18 protein-coding genes are annotated in these 16,296 nt (G+C 39.6%); 6 read left to right on the top strand and 12 right to left on the bottom strand.

Annotation, left to right across the window (positions count from 1 at the left end; translation table 11 throughout):
* Positions 1-85 precede the first annotated feature (85 nt).
* Together QUG14_RS19650 and QUG14_RS19645 are read right to left on the bottom strand one after the other, a co-directional pair.
* Complete coding sequence (locus tag QUG14_RS19650) at positions 86-3,085, bottom strand: Ig-like domain-containing protein (RefSeq protein ID WP_289342127.1); 3,000 nt, start codon at positions 3,083-3,085, stop codon at positions 86-88.
* A gap of 101 nt (positions 3,086-3,186) precedes the next feature.
* Positions 3,187-3,600, bottom strand: a complete 414-nt coding sequence (locus QUG14_RS19645) for an Ig-like domain-containing protein (protein ID WP_289342126.1) — start codon at positions 3,598-3,600, stop codon at positions 3,187-3,189.
* A gap of 366 nt (positions 3,601-3,966) precedes the next feature.
* Here QUG14_RS19645 and QUG14_RS19640 point away from each other — a divergent pair, with 366 nt between their 5' ends.
* Complete coding sequence (locus QUG14_RS19640) at positions 3,967-5,163, top strand: C40 family peptidase (RefSeq protein WP_289342125.1); 1,197 nt, start codon at positions 3,967-3,969, stop codon at positions 5,161-5,163.
* A 611-nt stretch (positions 5,164-5,774) separates the two neighbouring features.
* Here QUG14_RS19640 and QUG14_RS19635 read toward each other — a convergent pair.
* Both QUG14_RS19635 and QUG14_RS19630 read right to left on the bottom strand, forming a co-directional pair.
* Entirely contained in the window at positions 5,775-6,002 is a 228-nt protein-coding gene (locus tag QUG14_RS19635) for a cytoplasmic protein (protein WP_289342124.1), read from the bottom strand.
* Positions 6,003-6,148: 146 nt separating this feature from the next.
* A complete protein-coding gene (locus tag QUG14_RS19630; protein ID WP_289342123.1) occupies positions 6,149-6,778 on the bottom strand; it encodes a CBO0543 family protein in 630 nt (209 codons plus the stop codon).
* 132 nt (positions 6,779-6,910) lie between these two features.
* Between QUG14_RS19630 and QUG14_RS19625 the strand changes: the two genes are divergently transcribed.
* Positions 6,911-7,216, top strand: coding sequence for a putative quinol monooxygenase (locus QUG14_RS19625; protein WP_289342122.1), 306 nt, complete (start codon positions 6,911-6,913; stop codon positions 7,214-7,216).
* A 19-nt stretch (positions 7,217-7,235) separates the two neighbouring features.
* Here the strand turns inward: QUG14_RS19625 and QUG14_RS19620 are convergent, their stop codons facing one another.
* Positions 7,236-7,901, bottom strand: a complete 666-nt coding sequence (locus tag QUG14_RS19620; RefSeq protein WP_289342121.1) for a hypothetical protein — start codon at positions 7,899-7,901, stop codon at positions 7,236-7,238.
* Between the two features lie 112 nt (positions 7,902-8,013).
* Here QUG14_RS19620 and QUG14_RS19615 point away from each other — a divergent pair, with 112 nt between their 5' ends.
* Complete coding sequence (locus QUG14_RS19615) at positions 8,014-8,349, top strand: DUF3889 domain-containing protein (RefSeq protein ID WP_289342120.1); 336 nt, start codon at positions 8,014-8,016, stop codon at positions 8,347-8,349.
* Positions 8,350-8,371: 22 nt separating this feature from the next.
* Here QUG14_RS19615 and QUG14_RS19610 read toward each other — a convergent pair whose 3' ends face one another.
* Together QUG14_RS19610 and QUG14_RS19605 are read right to left on the bottom strand one after the other, a co-directional pair.
* Positions 8,372-8,899 carry a dihydrofolate reductase family protein gene (locus tag QUG14_RS19610; protein ID WP_289342119.1) on the bottom strand — a complete coding sequence of 176 codons (528 nt, stop codon included), beginning with the start codon at positions 8,897-8,899 and terminating at the stop codon, positions 8,372-8,374.
* A 1-nt stretch (position 8,900) separates the two neighbouring features.
* Positions 8,901-9,896: a serine hydrolase domain-containing protein gene (locus QUG14_RS19605; RefSeq protein ID WP_483310746.1), complete on the bottom strand. Its 996-nt coding sequence runs from the start codon at positions 9,894-9,896 to the stop codon at positions 8,901-8,903.
* A 66-nt stretch (positions 9,897-9,962) separates the two neighbouring features.
* Between QUG14_RS19605 and QUG14_RS19600 the strand changes: the two genes are divergently transcribed.
* Together QUG14_RS19600 and QUG14_RS19595 are read left to right on the top strand one after the other, a co-directional pair.
* Positions 9,963-10,430: a DinB family protein gene (locus QUG14_RS19600; protein ID WP_289342118.1), complete on the top strand. Its 468-nt coding sequence runs from the start codon at positions 9,963-9,965 to the stop codon at positions 10,428-10,430.
* A 158-nt stretch (positions 10,431-10,588) separates the two neighbouring features.
* A complete protein-coding gene (locus tag QUG14_RS19595) occupies positions 10,589-11,050 on the top strand; it encodes a DinB family protein (RefSeq protein ID WP_289342117.1) in 462 nt (153 codons plus the stop codon).
* A 28-nt stretch (positions 11,051-11,078) separates the two neighbouring features.
* Here the strand turns inward: QUG14_RS19595 and QUG14_RS19590 are convergent, their stop codons facing one another.
* Entirely contained in the window at positions 11,079-11,564 is a 486-nt protein-coding gene (locus QUG14_RS19590) for a tetratricopeptide repeat protein (protein ID WP_289342116.1), read from the bottom strand.
* Between the two features lie 161 nt (positions 11,565-11,725).
* On the opposite strand from QUG14_RS19590, the gene QUG14_RS19585 reads away from it, so the two are divergent.
* Positions 11,726-12,355, top strand: a complete 630-nt coding sequence (locus QUG14_RS19585) for a LysE family translocator (RefSeq protein WP_289342115.1) — start codon at positions 11,726-11,728, stop codon at positions 12,353-12,355.
* A gap of 36 nt (positions 12,356-12,391) precedes the next feature.
* Here the strand turns inward: QUG14_RS19585 and QUG14_RS19580 are convergent, their stop codons facing one another.
* From QUG14_RS19580 to QUG14_RS19565, 4 genes are all read right to left on the bottom strand, one after another.
* The gene (locus QUG14_RS19580; RefSeq protein ID WP_289342114.1) at positions 12,392-13,045 is read right to left on the bottom strand and encodes a metallophosphoesterase family protein; all 654 of its coding nucleotides are present in this window, start codon (positions 13,043-13,045) and stop codon (positions 12,392-12,394) included.
* A gap of 11 nt (positions 13,046-13,056) precedes the next feature.
* Complete coding sequence (locus tag QUG14_RS19575) at positions 13,057-13,251, bottom strand: nucleic acid-binding protein (RefSeq protein WP_289342113.1); 195 nt, start codon at positions 13,249-13,251, stop codon at positions 13,057-13,059.
* 4 nt (positions 13,252-13,255) lie between these two features.
* Positions 13,256-13,918: an HAD family hydrolase gene (locus tag QUG14_RS19570; RefSeq protein WP_289342112.1), complete on the bottom strand. Its 663-nt coding sequence runs from the start codon at positions 13,916-13,918 to the stop codon at positions 13,256-13,258.
* Between the two features lie 208 nt (positions 13,919-14,126).
* Positions 14,127-16,280 (bottom strand): YhgE/Pip domain-containing protein, encoded by a 2,154-nt coding sequence (locus QUG14_RS19565; RefSeq protein WP_289342111.1) that lies wholly within the window; start codon positions 16,278-16,280, stop codon positions 14,127-14,129.
* Positions 16,281-16,296 lie beyond the last annotated feature (16 nt).

The following is a 16,296-nucleotide window of genomic DNA, read 5'->3' as shown; positions in this document are numbered from 1 at the left end:
CGGTGCCTGTCACCCTATGCTTACTAAAAGATAAAAAAGGAATCCCAAAAAAGAGATTCCTTGATATGAATTATAACTGTTCTCATTAATGTGTATAGATAAAGTTATAACCGCCTGTTATTCTTTCAAAAGTCACATTACCTGGTGAAAGCTCATTCCAACGGATATATATGCCTCCGTTGATCGTCTCTGCTGTGACTGTACGTCCTTCAATGATAAATACGTTGTTCCCTTTAAACGTAAATGGAATTTTAAACGTATTCAATGCTTGCCAATGCACATATGCATTGCCGTCTTTAAAGAATCCGGCTGTAAAATCTTTACCATTTAATTGTACCTTTAATGGCGTTGCCGTAGGAACTGGAGCCTTGTAGATAAAGTTATAGCCACCTGTTATCTTTTGGAAGGTTACATTCCCTGGAGAAAGTAAATTCCAACGGATATAAATACCTCCGTTGATGGTCTCTGCTACGACTGTTCTGCCTTCAATGATAAATACGTTGTTCCCTTTATATGTAAACGGAATTTTAAACGTATTTAATGCTTGCCAATGCACATATGCATTGCCATCCTTAAAGAACCCAGCAGTGAAATCTTTGCCATTTAATTGTACCTTTAATGGAGTTGCTGCAGGGGCAGGAGCCTTATAAATAAAGTTATAGCCGCCTGTTATCCTTGTAAATGTCACATTTTCAGGTGAAAGTTCATTCCATTTGATATATAAGCCACCGTTGATCGTCTCTGCTGTTACTGTCCTGCCCTCAATCGTAAAAATCCCGTTTCCTTTAAAGGTGTAAGGAATTTTAAACGTATTTAATGCCTGCCAATGCACATAGGTGATACCATTCCCAAAAAATCCTGATGTGAAAGGTTGTCCGTTTAACTGAATGTTTAACTTTACATAGCTGCTAGTGGTAACAACTGTGGTAGAGTTTTCATTACCTGCATAGTCTTTTACAGTTACAGTAATGCTTGTACCTGCCTTTTGCTTAGTAATGGAAATACTGAATTTACCATCTGTACCTGCCACTCCACTAGCAATCACACTTCCACCAACACTTACAGTGACTTCTGCGTTTGCTTCCGTTGTTCCTGTAACAATCGTACTTTGATCTGTGATAGGACTCACCTTTGGAGCCTCAATAGTTGTTTTTGTTACATGTTCAAGAAGGAATTTTCGCTGTGTTACATTTCCAGATAGGTCAGTAAATTTGATGGTGATTCCTTCTTTACCAGTTACAACTAGTTTATCTAATTTAAATGAACCGTCAGCACCGATTGAGACCGGTTGATCTTCGATAACCATTGTTACAAACGGCAGGGTTTTACCTGAAATGTTTAATTTTCCATTCATAGCTGTTAGAGGCTGGTTATCCAAAAACACTGGCACTTTGTCCAACTTTTTTGTCATGTTCCAAGTACCCTTAACTGAAAGGCTTCCTTGTGCGTTCATCGATCCGAAAACATGCAAATCACCATTAATGACTACATTACCTGTAATGGTTAATACTGCATTAGGTCCAATGTAGACATCTCCATTAATGGTTTCATCTGCAAGTGTTACATTGGTTGTGTATACTCTAATATTGTTAAAGGATTCACCTTTATCCTCTAAAACCTTGAAATTTCCACTGCTTAAGTCACTTATTTCACCACTGTTATAAATTCCAGAGTTATAGATGGTAGTTTCATTACCCTTGGTATCTCTTAAATAAACTGTGTCAACCTGCCAATTTCCAATATCAGAAAAATTCATAGGAGTGAAATGTGCAAGATAATTTTTATCAAACCAATTAAATTCTGCTGTTTTTGTTTGGATTTCACCCTTTGGCCCTAAATAAGAAACTTTTATTTCTTCAATCTCAGATTGAACATCTTCTCCTAAAATCCTAACTTCGATTGAATCGCCCAGGATAGCTTCCTTTTTATCTACAGATATTCCTTTAAAAACAGGTCCTACCGTATCTGGTCTTTCAAGCAATGTGAAGTTCCCGCCGCTTAGGTCTTCAAAGAAACCATCGATTGTGGTTGCATTTCCTTTATTATCTATCAAATAGATACTATCAATCACCCAAGTTCCTAACTTTGCATCCTCAGGAAACGATAACTCTAGTTCAAACTTATCGGTTAGAGAATTATAAACAGCACTTTTAGGAAATTCGTTATACGATGGATCTCGATAAGTTACAAGAACTTCCTCTACACCAGCTTCATTATCTGTTGCGGCAATGCTTACTTTAATTGTCTCACCAATTCTTACTTCATTTTTGTCTACACTCACACCGGTTAGTGTTGGTGCCTGTGTATCTGGTTTTTTCAAAATTTCAAAGCTACCTGCACTTAAATCAGTGGTTCCACTTTCAATCGTAGCTATATTTCCTTTTACATCTTTAAGGGTAATCGATGATATAGACCAATTTCCAATTCCCATGCTATCTGTAATAGGAAGCGTAGCTTGGTAGTTTTTTTCATACCAAACATAGCCTGCATTAATGGATTGAGTCGCCCCATTACTTCCTTGATAATTCACTTTTACTTCAGCTATATCTGATTCGCTATCAGTTGCATTTACGCTAATTTTTACAAAGTCACCTGAATAAACTTGTTTTTTATCTACACTAACACTTGAATATGTAGGTGCTGTTGTGTCCTCTTTTACGATTACTGTAAAATTCCCCCCGGTTAAATCAACTTGGGTAGACTTTACCGTTTTAAAAGAGCCATCAGTATAAGTAAACCAAATTGTATTCAACTTCATTTCACCAAGACTAGTATTTGAAGTGATTGGTATTTGAACTTGCGCTTGCTTTGTTTCTTGATTGTATATTGCACTAATGGTATCAGGAAACCCTTCACCGTCGGTATACCATAATTCCACTTCTCCGATGGGAGTTTCATTGTCAATAGCATTAATTGTTACAGTTACCGTATCCCCGTTACTTGCTGGATTCTTATCAACATGAATACTACTTATCACCGGTGCAGTCCAATCATACGCAGCATGGACAACAAGCCCTTGCATACTTGAAAATACTAATATAAACGCAATTAGTACCTTCATACCCTTTAAATTAAAGACTCCCATAATATCCCCCTAAGTTATTATTCTATTAAATACATCACATTGACAATTTTACCATATATTTGTCATTATTTTTAATATTAACAACTGGAAAAACTACACAATTAGACATCCCCCACATAGAAAAAAGAGTAGGAACGTCCTACTCTTTTCGAATAAAGGCTCCATAGCCCAGGTTTCATACTTGAATCAATTGTAAATGTTGACTCGTAATTTCCTGTATTCGGATTATAAAAAGCATTTCGTGAATCTCCGCCGCCATTAGAGCCGCTGATATTAAACCAGACACTTCCAATTTCCGATTGATCCTTAACATCAATATTGACTGTCACTGAATCTCCAGGATAAACTGGATTTTTATCAACTATGATACTTTGGATTTCAGGCGGAGTGGTATCTAGGTCAGTTGCTTGGTTGGTAAGAATGCCTACCTCCGCATGACCAACAACTCCACCAAAATAAGAAAACACAAGTAAAAAAACAATGAAATAAATGGACAACCTTCTCCAGAGATTCAATACTATCCCCCCATTTTGTATTTTGCACGGCTAGCCCCATCGAATCTTATAACATTTCCCGTATTATGATTAATTTTATATAAGCCAATTTCACTATATATTTCTAATAATATGAACATTGATTATTAGATTAATAGGTAAATATAATGAAGTTTCCTACAATCAACAATATTCCGTTCCCTTTTAATCATAAATGAATTTTGGACATCCCTAATACATTCCAATCGGGATTGCTGTATCAATTTACCCTACTAACAACTAAACTTTTCAGAAAATATGTCAACTAATGCAAATTTGTGTACCGGCATACAGGAAAATCGTGGTAGAATATGTTTAAAATACCAGAATAATAGAGGTGATTCATAAATGAAGAAAACGATCGTTCGCGCAGTTTCGACTGCCGCCTTTCTTTCGACGATATATGCAGGGACCGCATATGCCAGCACCTATACCGTTCAAAAGGGAGATACTCTATCAAAAATTGCATTAAAATATCAAACTACTGTTTCAGACTTAAAAACTTGGAACGAATTGAAATCAGATATGATTTTCGTCAATCAAACACTCAAGGTTTCAGCTACTGAACCTGCTAAACCAACTTCAACTACGGCGAATACTTCTACTAGTGAATACGTAGTTAAAAGCGGTGATTACTTAGGTAAAATCGCCAAGCAATTTAATACAACCGTTAATGAATTAAAATCGTTAAATGGCTTGAAGTCTGATTTAATTTATGTAGGGCAAAAACTGAAGGTTCCTGGAAATACAGGGGGCATCACCCCACCGCCTACAGTCAACCCTCCGACCACATCTCCAACAACTTCTGAATACACCGTAGTTCGTGGTGATTCCTTAAGTAAAATTGGTTTGCAGTTTAAAATGACCGTTCAGGAATTAAAACAGCTGAACAACTTGAAGTCGGACATGATTTATGTGGGGCAGAAATTGAAGGTTACGGCACAGGCTACAGGGACAACTCCTCCTCCACCACCGGTAACACCTCCAACACAACCTGCGACAACGACAGAATATATTGTAAAAAAAGGTGATACATTAAGCGGAATTTCATTGAAGTTTAAAATGACCGTTCAGGAATTAAAAGCTCTCAATGGACTGACATCAAATACGATTTATGTGGGGCAAAAACTGAAGGTTACCGGTACTCCACCCGTAGTTACACCTGCAGATTCTACTTCTACGTTCCAAACAGAATTTATCAAAGTTGCAAAAAGCTTAATGGGCACTCCTTACGTTTGGAGTGGATCCTCATTATCAGGCTTCGACTGCAGCGGCTTTATCTATTATGCTGCTAATCAGGCTGGCTACAAAATCGGACGTTACTCAGCAGAAGGGTACTATAACCGTACGTTCTATGTTGACCAACCGCAACCAGGTGACCTCGTATTTTTTGAGAATACATATAAACAAGGAATCTCTCACCTCGGAATCTACCTGGGCAACAACGAGTTCATCCATGCAGATGCTACCAAGGGCGTCATGATTTCAAGTTTAACCAGCACTTACTACACAAAACATTTTGATGGATTTAAGCGATTCTATTAAAACATTAAGCCAGGCATTGATGCCTGGCTTTTTCTAATGGTGTGAAATCAGTTTGGCACGTATTATTGAATTTTGGCACATAAATTCGACATTCGGCACGTAAATAATCAAATTGGCACATAAACTACTATTTTGGCACGTAAGCTGAAAAAGGCATGAATAGTTAAATGCCTTAGGGATAATTTTCCAATAAAACGGAAAAACCATTACTAACGAAATCCCTTGAGGTGGAAAATGATATTACTTTACGGATCTGTAATAGTCTTTAATTTTCTAGCATTCAAACTGGTTAAAAGGCTTTCAGGAAACATGATTCTCCACATTTGGATATTCACCTGTTGCTTCCAAGTGTTTTTCGATACATTTATCGATTTAAAGTATCACGGTTACTGGTTTGTTTCACAGGAGATCGATTGGAGCGCATTTCCCGGTTATACCCTCTTAATTCCACCAGTAAATTTATTATTTTTGAATTCGTTTCCATTTAATACTTCAGTAGTAAAACGTATTGCTTATATTGCAGTATGGGAAGTAATATTACTTTGCTATGAGTTTATTACCTTGTTACCTGAGCCGTGGGGCTTTTTCCGTTACGGGTGGTGGAGCCTGACTCATTCAGCTTTAATCAATCCTTTATCTGTTATCGGAAATCCCGAACTCTCCCCAATCACCGAATCAATCCCACAATAAGGGCATAGTGCTGTATCCTCATCATCCACCCAGTCTGTGATTTCAGCAGGATTAAAGATTTTAGTGCAATGAAAACATCCACATGCCTGATCTTTCTCAAGTTCCTTTCGGTGATGACTACTGAAACGATGTGCTTCACGATAGTTCATGAGTTAGGCTCCCTGTTGTTTGTAGGATAGTTGGTTAAGGTGAAAATTGCAGATGACTCGTTAATTAGGCAGGTAAACAAATCATTTCCGCGGGTAGAGACTCCCTTTTCGCAGATAGAGCCACACCCTATGCAGGGGAACCAAAATTAGCTTTTAATCAAACTTCTCTTTTTTCTCTTTTTGGTTGTTTTATCATGGACATCTTTCTCGATCGCATTTTTTTGAAAACGGATGAAGATATCGGTAATAACCTTTGATAAGACAATGATCACGACATAGCTTAAAAACAGGTGAAAATAATTTGCCCATGAGTTGAATTTGAACAGATTATGCATGACAAAGATTGGTTTTAGAACAAAGGAAAGGAATAAACTTAATAGCAGAGTATACAGGTAATAATTTTTCTTATGTTTAATCGTCCATTGGTATACCAAGATAAACAGGACGGGCACCAACGACGCATCCATTCCGAGGCTGTGTGATACAAAGGGAACCATCTTATAAGGATAGGTCCAAAGTGCTTGAGTCGAACCGAAATCATCAAAATACGCAAACCAAACGTGCACATTGAACCCAAAAAAACCAAGCTGGAGTGCCCGTTTCCAATCCATTGCAAAATACAGAACAACAAGCGGGGCCACAAACATAATCACATGAAACCAAAATTGCCAGGTATCAAAGGCAGAATACTCTTGCCAGTAGCGCAGCCAATTGCTCGCTCCCTCTCGTTGTGCTTTGATTAACTTATTTAATGCCTCCGTATGTTGAGAACTCATGGGAATCCCTGCCTCGATCGTATTTTTCATCTTAAATTGCCCAATATCCTGGTAAAAAATTTAGTTTACGTTTATAAAACAGGAAAAAAGACGATGAAGGTAGAATGGTAAGGTAAACTAGGAGGAATGACTATGGGGAAGTTTGGGATATACGGTAAGTTGATTGCAATAGAAGGCAAACGGGAACAGCTGGAAACAATCCTTTTAGAGGCAGCAGAATCGTTGCAGAATCATGATGAGTGCGAACTATATCTTGTCAGTGTGTCGCCGGAAGAAGCGAATGCTGTGTATGTCTATGAAGTATGGAGCAGCGAGAGTGCTCATCAGGACTCGTTATCACTTGAATCCACACAAACCTTGATCAATCGGGCAAAACCAATTCTTGCCGGAATGGAGAGAATTTCGACCCTTGTTCCTAGAGGTGGAAAAGGGCTATAGAAGCAAAACGGAACAAAGGTTATCTTTGTTCCGTCTTCTTTAAATTTAGTTGATGGACCATTGACGAGACCAGCGTGTTCAATGGATTGATGATCACCGATGGAGTCTCGCGCTCTACCTTCTTTGCTGCATCCACCATCGATAATTGAGCAACTGAAAGATGGTCTTTTCTGTCCAAATTCATTATGTAATCGCACACCGCTTTATTGTACTCCTCATTTTTTCCGCTCATAATTAATTCAAAGGTATTCTCGATGACCACAACCTCGATTTCCAGCGTTTTCTGATGGAGTTTTGCATACTGCTGGAGCCTATTCATCGTTCCAGGTACGGTATCAGGATTCGTAAACAGGATCATTTGGTGCTGATCGTTTTTACAAATGGCCTCAAAGTACGGTTCATCCATTTTAATGATTGGCACGTCAACCGTAATCTGCTCCATTAAGGCAATATAATTCGTACAAGTGATAAGAATAGCATCCACGCCGGATTGCGCTATCCATTCTACTTGTTCCTTTACTTTCTTTTTTGCTTCTGACACCGTGAAGCTCTCGTCGGTCATTACTCGCTGCATCAATCCCGGGTCAACGAAATGACTCAGCTGTACATCAAAAGCCGAAAGTGCGTTTTCGATATAGCTGATATTCGAATAATGGGCATGCAGGCAGCCAATTCTTTTTTTCAAATCTAAGCACCTCTATTTTCCTATTGGACGGGTCTATTGTCCTAATTATAAAGCCAAGTACATAATTTACAGTGAACAACATGATAATAGGTAGAACAAAGGGGGAAACAACATGAAAAAGCTGTTCGTATGTTTTTCAATCCTTTTTGGCTCTACTCTTTCCTATCCCATTCTTTTCGAACAACCAGCACATGCGCAACAAAAACCTATACCTCCGTATGCGAAGTGGAGTGTTTTGGCGCAAGATAAGGTAAAGGAAAAGTATCCAAATGCCAAAGTCGTTGATTATCTCTATGTTGGAAGAAATAATGGCGATCTTACCTCAACGGAAAGATTCAAATTTTGGTTAAAAGAGAATCAAAAAGAATTCGGTGTATATGTAAGTATTGAATTTAATAACCAGACACAACAAGTCACCAACGTTACTTATCAGGAAACAACCAGATAAGACTGCTAGGGACCACTGGAAATCAGCTCTTACGTAGATAATACAACTCAGCAAACTGTTTGTAACGACGAACATCAACCAGTGTGAGTTCGTTTTCCTGGTCCCCTGGCACAAACAACGGAATTCCACGCCCAATGATGACTGGAGCAACTTGGATGATAAACTCATCCATAAGTTTTGCTCGCAGGAGGTGCTGCAGGACTTCACCGCCTCCCACCATCCAAATCCGTTTGCCCTCTTGCTCCTTCAGGGATTTTGCAAAATCCGCAATATCCTCATTGATAAACGTCACATGTTCATTCTCCCCCTTCAACGTACGCGAGAAGACATAACAAGGCTTGCCTTCATACGGAAAGGCATCGGGTGACAGGATTGCGATTTGGTCATACGTATTTCTACCCATTAAAATGATGTCTACGCTATCATAAAACGCCTGATAACCCGTTTCCGCTTCCCCCTCCGTACCAAATAACCAATCCAATGCATGGTCCTCCCGTGCAAGGTACCCATCCAAACTGATTGCTCCGTAAAATACCAATTTACTTTCCATACTAAAACCTCCTAAATGTATCTGCTACTAAATTACTGAACTCTCTTAAGTAATGAAGGTAATTACTACCTCCATAGTTATATCTTTTATTGTACATTTTTGCGACGACGAGATTGTATTCTGGAACAACGAGCAGCGTTGGCCCGGTAATGCCTAAAATTTGATATGACCCTTTCGGCACTTTTTCTCCGATCTCACTTCTTATTGCTGGTGTATCTTGGACATACCAGAACAATCCGTTTTGTGGAAGGTCTTTATTTTTATAAAAAGGATTATGGGCTTGCGTTGCCAATTGAATCACTTCTTCAGGAACAATCTGCATTCCCTTGTTCAAATGCATATTCCCCCATTGGGCAAACTCCCGAGCTGAGGTATGCAGGTTTGATTCCATTCCATCAATCGTTTGGCCTAATTTATAAGTCGCAGGCGCGTTGGGGTCGTCAACAACCTGTACCAGTTTTTCATTGGGTTCCGTATGCCAAAACGTTTCTTTCATTCCTAATGGGTGGAATACCCTTTCTTTCAGGAATTCAGGAAAACTCTTACCATAAAGCTTGTTTATCAACTCTGTCATCATTACAATGTTAATTCCTCGATACGCCCAATTCTCTCCTGGCGGGAACTCTCGAAACATCACACCATCTATCTCATGTAAACCGTGGGAATGGGTAACCAAATCTCTAATCGTTGTTTTCCCTAGTAGGTTTGTGTCGTATGCATCGAAGTACTCTACCGCTAAGTCATCCAAACTTTTGATTTTCCCCTCATATAATGCGTACGCCACACATAAGCCTAAGTAACTCTTTCTCGCAGAAGCAATATTAAACTGTGAGCTTTCATAAATTGGCAGAGAATTGGCTGCATTAGAATGATAGCCGCTATAATGTTCTAACACTACTTTGTTGTCTTTTATTATTACGAGTGCAGCACCGCTGCTATGATTACGTTCTTTTATGTCTTCCACATAGGAAATCAAACTTTGAAAAATAAAAGCCACACACCTTTCCTAATAAGTTTAATTCTATAATTTGTTACGATATCCTTTTATTGCAGGAGGTTAAATATGGAAAAATTGATTAATGAGTATAGCCAGGGGTACCAAATGCTGCGGGAAGCCACTGATGGTTTATCTGAAGAAGAGTTTCACTTTCAGCCAGGATCTACTAAATGGAGCATTCATCAGATTCTTATTCATGTAGCTGATTCTGAACTCGTCTCGACGCAAAGGCTAAAAAAGGTTTTGGCTGAGGATGAGCCCCTTTTGATGTCGGTTGACCAGAATGCATGGGCGAGTGTTTTGCGGTATGAACAATTGGACAGAGAACAACATCTTCTCCTATTCAAAATGCTGCGGTCTAGTATGTTGCCTATTTTGGAACAACTGACCTCACAACAATGGGAGCGGATCGGGGTATATGCAGACGCAGGTCACTTTACCTTCAAACAATTGCTAGAGTATCGTGTGGAACATGTACGAGGACACATTCGACAGATTGAGCGAGTAAAAAAGAACTATATTCAGAGACTGTAACACTTTTAAACCTTCTTGAATATACTATATTAGGGGCGAGGAAGCACCTCGCGCCACCTCCACTGACTTTTTTGCAAGTCAGTATTTTTTTTGCAAGAATGGCAGGAAGTACATCTGTTTTAGCGAATACAATGCTAGTGAAAAAAGGAGGCATGCAGATGAATCATCGCCATGAAGTATTATTTACCCAATTGGAAACCTATCGAAGTTATATTTTAGGTGTACTAGAAAATGTCACAGAGGAAGAAGCTGAAGTGATTCCAAAAGGATTCAACAATAATATCCGCTGGAATCTTGGCCATATCTACCTCGATCAGTATTTATGGATCCAGGCGGTTACGAAGGAAAAAGCTATCGTTCCAGGACAATTTAATACTTGGTTTGGCTATGGGACCTCACCAGCTGACTTTACCTCTGAGACACCTTCGCTAGAAGAGTTGAAGGAACTGTTGAAAAACCAGCCTTCTGAGATTGCTGCTGCCTACGGTCATCGACTAGAAGAAGAATTCCCGCCAACAGAAATGGGCATGCATACCATCGAACAAGTTCTCGTTCGAACGATTTTTCATGAAGGGATGCATTTGCAAACGATTATTGATTTAAAAAAATGCATGAAGTAAGCACAAAAGAGGGAAACCTCTCCTGCGCTTACTTCCAAACTTTATCCAATTTATCAGAATAGAAATGAATCGCTCTTTTATAATGTAGGATTTCCTCGTCCGACGTCGTTTCGATCAGGCATGTAAGCAGGATCTCCATCGCATGGTCATGCTCTTTAAGGTTATAAAGGGCCATCGAGTAGAAAACCTTTAAAGCGCGATTGTTTGGGAATTCTTCCATTCCCTTTTGAAAAACGGTTTGAGCTTTTTCATATTCCCCTATTGTCCTGTAGGAACTCCCCAACCCTAGTATTGCTCCCTCTAAATCCTTTCCCGACAGCCCCAGGTCAATCGCTTTTTCATAAAACGGAATTGCTTCCGTTTCCTTTCCTAGTAAATCAAAACTCCATGCACATTGATACTGAACATACGCATCTTTTAGGTGCTCTACCGCTAATGTTACAAGCAATTCATTGGATTCCTTCTGTTTTCCTTCATTGCGTAATGTTATTGCGTGGTCTAGTTTTTTTTGCATTTTTTCCCTCCTCCCATAAAATAACAACTTTACTCAATTCGAGAAAAGTTGATTGTTTCCACTATTTTAAAAAAGAATCTCTAAAAATAAAAACACAATTCAGAAAAATTATGGTAAATTAAGTCTAACTATATATATACTCAATAAAGGAGTTGAGGAGCTTGGAGAACTTCTATTTGTTTGTAATTATGTGTATTTTGCTGATTATTTTACCTGGTCCTGATACAGCTATTGCAACAAAAAACACCATTACACTAGGAAAAAGCGGCGGATTTCGAACGGTTTTTGGCACGTGCTGTGCCCTGCTCATTCATACTTTGGCTGCGGTTGTCGGACTTTCTGCGATTATTGTGAAATCCGCTTTTTTATTTTCTGTTTTCAAATATTTCGGTGCGGCCTATTTAGTTTTTCTAGGCATCAAGACATTATGGGCATTGAAACTGAATAAAATGGCCGCCACCGAAATGCCTGCCGAGAGCAAGTATGAAGGGAAATCCTGTTTCAAGCAGGGATTCCTAACGAATCTCTTAAACCCAAAAGTTGCTGTATTTTTTCTGACTTTCCTGCCCCAGTTCGTCAATTCCGACAGCCATCACTTTGTTCCGTTTCTCATTATGGGAATCACCTATACACTGTTAACTGTCGTCTGGTTTTTCTTCTATATCTACCTGTTGAACCAGATTAGTACTTTTATGAAAAAGCCTAAAACCCAAAGTGTAATGGAAGGAATCACCGGCACCGTCCTGATTGGTTTCGGGATCAAACTAGCGCTGGAAAAGGCACATCAGTAAATTGAAAGCAGTGGCATTCCACTGCTTTTTCCACATCTACGAGTTTCTATCTCTAGCATCGGTATCTTCTTTAATAAATTCAATCATTTCCCCACTGTGACTGAATTTCACGCCCGTTAAATAACCCGTGTAGGCGGCACCTGTATCGATATTCCAAGAATGACTTTGTTCATCATATTTCGGCTCTTCACATGGTGTGTGACCAATGATTTGCAATTTATTGATGTTCGTTAAAGGACTTCGATTCCATAGAATCCCAAAACTATCCTCTTCATTAAAAGGATTGGCTGATTGCTGTGAGATTCCTGCGTGACTGACAAATAGATGGTCATTCTCATAAAATAACTGCAATTCCTTCATCCAATTGACATCACTTTGGCAATCCCTTTGCACTGCCTCGTATTGTCTGAGTGTCTCCTCCCCACACTGCCGGAGCCAATTATGGTTAGGTTGATTCACTACATGATCAATGATCTCAAACTCATGATTTCCTTTTAAAAAAATCACCCGATCTGGGAAATCCTCTTTTAACTGCCTTGCCAACTTCACCATCTGAGGTGAATTCTTTCCTCTATCAATAAGATCCCCGAGTTGAATCAGCACTTCATTCTCTTTATTCCAATGTTTCGTAATCATATTTTCAAAAGTATGATAGCACCCGTGCACATCACCAATAACAAAATAATTCATCCTAAATCCCTCTACTTAAAATTATTATAGTCCTCTACATAAAAAGACACATACCCACAATTTGGACAAACCGCTGCCTTAAGTTTCGCTGTTACCTTTTTGAAAAGCCCTTGTCCCTTTTTACTTATCTTGATCCCACTCAAATCGCCTTCTACCGTAACCCGACAATCGTTTGTCATTTCAGATTGACATTGAATACATTTCATTTTTTTACCACCTATTTTCTATGAGGATTGGTAGTTCTGCTAAATCATCTAGTATGGCGTCCGCTTCAACATGATTCCATTGAGGATCTTTTTTCCAAACTGCTATCAATCCTGCATACTGAGCTGCTTTGATATCATTTTGGGGATGGTCTCCTATGAAAATAGTTTGTTGTGCTGGGACATTGAGTTGTTTCAGGGCCCTCCTAAAAATTTCTGGGTCTGGCTTTTTTAGTCCTTCCCATTCCGATATTAGAATGGTGTCAAAATACTTTTCTATGCCTAAAGCTTTAATATTATCAAGCTGAAAGTTCCCCCAGCCATTTGTAATCATTCCTAATCGTATGTCGAGGCTTTTTAACTTTTCCAGTGTCGTAATGAGGTTTGGAAATGGAACGCAGTGATTTTTGAATTCTGCCATGTAATCCTGAAGCAGCTCTTCCCATGAAATCCCGGTGATGGCAAATTCCTTAATTAATTGCTGATACACCTTATCTTTCCATACATACCCGCGCTGATCTAATTCAATGAATCTCTTACTATAGTTCTCTCTTGGAATATGACCTACAAAATGCTTCAATCTATCATACTGACAATCTATAAACTTTTTAACTGATTCATCTCGATCTAACAACGTTCCATCTAAATCAAATAAAACTGCTTTAATCATTTTTGAGCACACTCCCCCTTTAAATGTTCTTTTTTGCAACTTCAAAATCCTCTTTCCTGCCAAAATGATTCCTACACCTGCATATTCTGTACACTTACATGCATAGACTTCCTTTTTATCTGCATAATTGCATTGTTTACCTGCCTAACAAATTCCGCACAAAAAAACACTGGTTCCGCACTCCTGCGAACCCAGTGTTCCCCTAAGTTTATGCTGATTGTTCAATCAATGATTCACTCACATGTTTCTTTTTAAACGTAAAAGCAAGGTAGATAAATGTAACCACCATGAATCCAGCTGTGTAGGCTAGCAATACAAGATTGTTTTGCCACATATAAGCAAAATCTCCGCTTGAGATCACTGCTTTAAACGCTTGGACGCTGTATGTCATTGGGAAAAATGCGTTGAATGGCTGCAGCGCCTCTGGAATTAACACCAGTGGGAATGTACCCGCGCTTGTGGTTAATTGCATGATCAGGATGAGAATAGCAATGAAACGGCCTACATCCGCTAGCGTTGTCACAAGCATTTGAATCAATGTTACGAACACCATGCTTGTGAGAATCGTCGTCAAGATAAACAACGGCAGACTTTGTACCTCAATTCCCAATCCCACAAGTAACACAAAATCAACTAATAGAGCTTGAAGCACACCAATGATGGTAATGACGCCTAATTTACCAAGAAACCACTGTGATGCGGATGCCGGTTTAACGGCTGGTTCTTTTAGGCCGAATACGATCGAGATGATGAGTGCGCCCACAAATAGTCCAAGTGAGACGAAATATGGAGCAAAGCCCGTACCGTAGTTTGGCACCGTGTTTATCTCATTTTTATCAACCTTTACCGGTTCACCCATCATGTCATAGGTGTCATCATCCGCTTGTACGCTGTTTGCTGCTTCTGCACCTTCTCCCAATTTCTCATTTAATTCGGAGGTGCCGTCCTGCAATTTCTCTGAGCCTGCTTGTAATTCAGCAGAACCCTCAGCAAGTTTACCCGTTCCTTCTGTCATTTTTCCGGCACCCGCTGACAAATCTCCCATACCAGTTGTCAGTTGACTCGCACCCGCATTTAGCGCAGTTGCTCCAGAGTATAGCTCGTGGATTCCTTGCTGCAATTTCACTTGGTTGGCGTTGATTTCACCAATCCCGCCAATTAACTGGTCGAACACTGGATCTGTTTGTTTTTTCAATTGAGATTCTAAACCTGCAGTCGCTCCAAGCAATTGACCATTTACTTGCGTTTTAAATTGCGAGAAGCCCTGATGTAATCCAGGATTGATGGCCTGTGCAACCTGTTGTTGAACATCTTCCTTGGTTGGTGCAGCTTGTTGTTTCATAATTTCAGTCACTTTTTCAGCTGGGACACCATTGGCGATTAAAGCCGCTGCAAGGTCCTGCATTTTAGCTGTTTGCTGGGCAATCATTTGATCAGCAATTTGTGATGATAATCCTCCACTCAACTGTGTTTCAAATTGATCAATTCCATCATTCAACGCTTCCGTACTTCCTGATAACTGCGCATTGATTCCCGCCGCGATTCCGGCAGGTAAGTTTTCTTTTATCTGCTCTGCACCTGCTTGCGCTTTTTCGGTGCCTGTCACCAGCTGCGGAAGTTTTTCGTCCACTTCTTGTAACCCTTGCTGGATTGCCGCTGTCCCTTGGGCTACTTCCTCGGAACCCGCCGCGGCACTATTTACACCTTCATTGAATTCAATCGATTTGCTCGCTAAGACCTCTAGGTTTTCCTTGATTTGCCCCGCACCTTCATTGAGTTTTACCGAGCCCTCATTAAGTTGACCTGCGCCCTCACTTGCTTGCGCTAGCCCATCACCCATCTGGGTTACTTTTTCAAAAATACTTTCCGAGTAAGTCGTGACAATTTCTTTTGAAATTTCCGCTTTGATTTCCTTCATCGCGGTTTCGCCAATTTGCGCTGATAAGAAGTTTGCCCCTTCATTCGGAACATATTTGATCTCTAACTTTTTCGGTTGATCCTCAAGCAAGGTTGTTGCATTTTTTGAAAAATCACTTGGAATCTCCACTAGGATATAATACTTTTGGTCCTCCAACCCTTGGTATCCTTGTGTCTTGTCAACTATTTCAAAATCAAACGTACTACTTTTTTTCAGATTCTTGACCAGGTCGTCTCCGATTTCAAGTAGCTCACCATTAAGCTCTGCTCCCTCATCCTGATTCACAATCGCTACCGGTAAATCTCCGAGATATTTATAGGGATCCCAAAACGCCCATAGAAACATTCCTGCATAAAGGACAGGAATAAAGAGGATAGCGATAATCGGAATGAGAACCTTGCGATTGGAAAGGATAGTTTTTAATTCTGCTTTAAATCCATTCATGTTTGTATTCCTCCTG

It is taken from the genome of Neobacillus sp. CF12, assembly GCF_030348765.1.
Classification (GTDB): Bacteria; Bacillota; Bacilli; order Bacillales; family Cytobacillaceae; genus Neobacillus.
The sequence above is the reverse complement of the archived record's forward strand: the minus strand, read 5'-3'. Positions and strand labels throughout refer to the sequence as shown.

Bases quoted from the DNA above. Each gene is read 5' to 3' on its own strand.
- QUG14_RS19640 (WP_289342125.1), top strand. From the start codon at position 3,967: ATGAAGAAAACGATCGTTCGCGCAGTTTCGACTGCCGCCTTTCTTTCG.
- QUG14_RS19615 (WP_289342120.1), top strand. From the start codon at position 8,014: ATGAAAAAGCTGTTCGTATGTTTTTCAATCCTTTTTGGCTCTACTCTT.
- QUG14_RS19630 (WP_289342123.1), bottom strand. From the start codon at position 6,778: ATGAGTTCTCAACATACGGAGGCATTAAATAAGTTAATCAAAGCACAA.
- QUG14_RS19590 (WP_289342116.1), bottom strand. From the start codon at position 11,564: ATGCAAAAAAAACTAGACCACGCAATAACATTACGCAATGAAGGAAAA.
- QUG14_RS19570 (WP_289342112.1), bottom strand. From the start codon at position 13,918: ATGATTAAAGCAGTTTTATTTGATTTAGATGGAACGTTGTTAGATCGA.
- QUG14_RS19600 (WP_289342118.1), top strand. From the start codon at position 9,963: ATGGAAAAATTGATTAATGAGTATAGCCAGGGGTACCAAATGCTGCGG.
- QUG14_RS19575 (WP_289342113.1), bottom strand. From the start codon at position 13,251: ATGAAATGTATTCAATGTCAATCTGAAATGACAAACGATTGTCGGGTT.
- QUG14_RS19565 (WP_289342111.1), bottom strand. From the start codon at position 16,280: ATGAATGGATTTAAAGCAGAATTAAAAACTATCCTTTCCAATCGCAAG.
- QUG14_RS19580 (WP_289342114.1), bottom strand. From the start codon at position 13,045: ATGAATTATTTTGTTATTGGTGATGTGCACGGGTGCTATCATACTTTT.
- QUG14_RS19635 (WP_289342124.1), bottom strand. From the start codon at position 6,002: ATGAACTATCGTGAAGCACATCGTTTCAGTAGTCATCACCGAAAGGAA.
- QUG14_RS19625 (WP_289342122.1), top strand. From the start codon at position 6,911: ATGGGGAAGTTTGGGATATACGGTAAGTTGATTGCAATAGAAGGCAAA.
- QUG14_RS19610 (WP_289342119.1), bottom strand. From the start codon at position 8,899: ATGGAAAGTAAATTGGTATTTTACGGAGCAATCAGTTTGGATGGGTAC.
- QUG14_RS19595 (WP_289342117.1), top strand. From the start codon at position 10,589: ATGAATCATCGCCATGAAGTATTATTTACCCAATTGGAAACCTATCGA.
- QUG14_RS19650 (WP_289342127.1), bottom strand. From the start codon at position 3,085: ATGGGAGTCTTTAATTTAAAGGGTATGAAGGTACTAATTGCGTTTATA.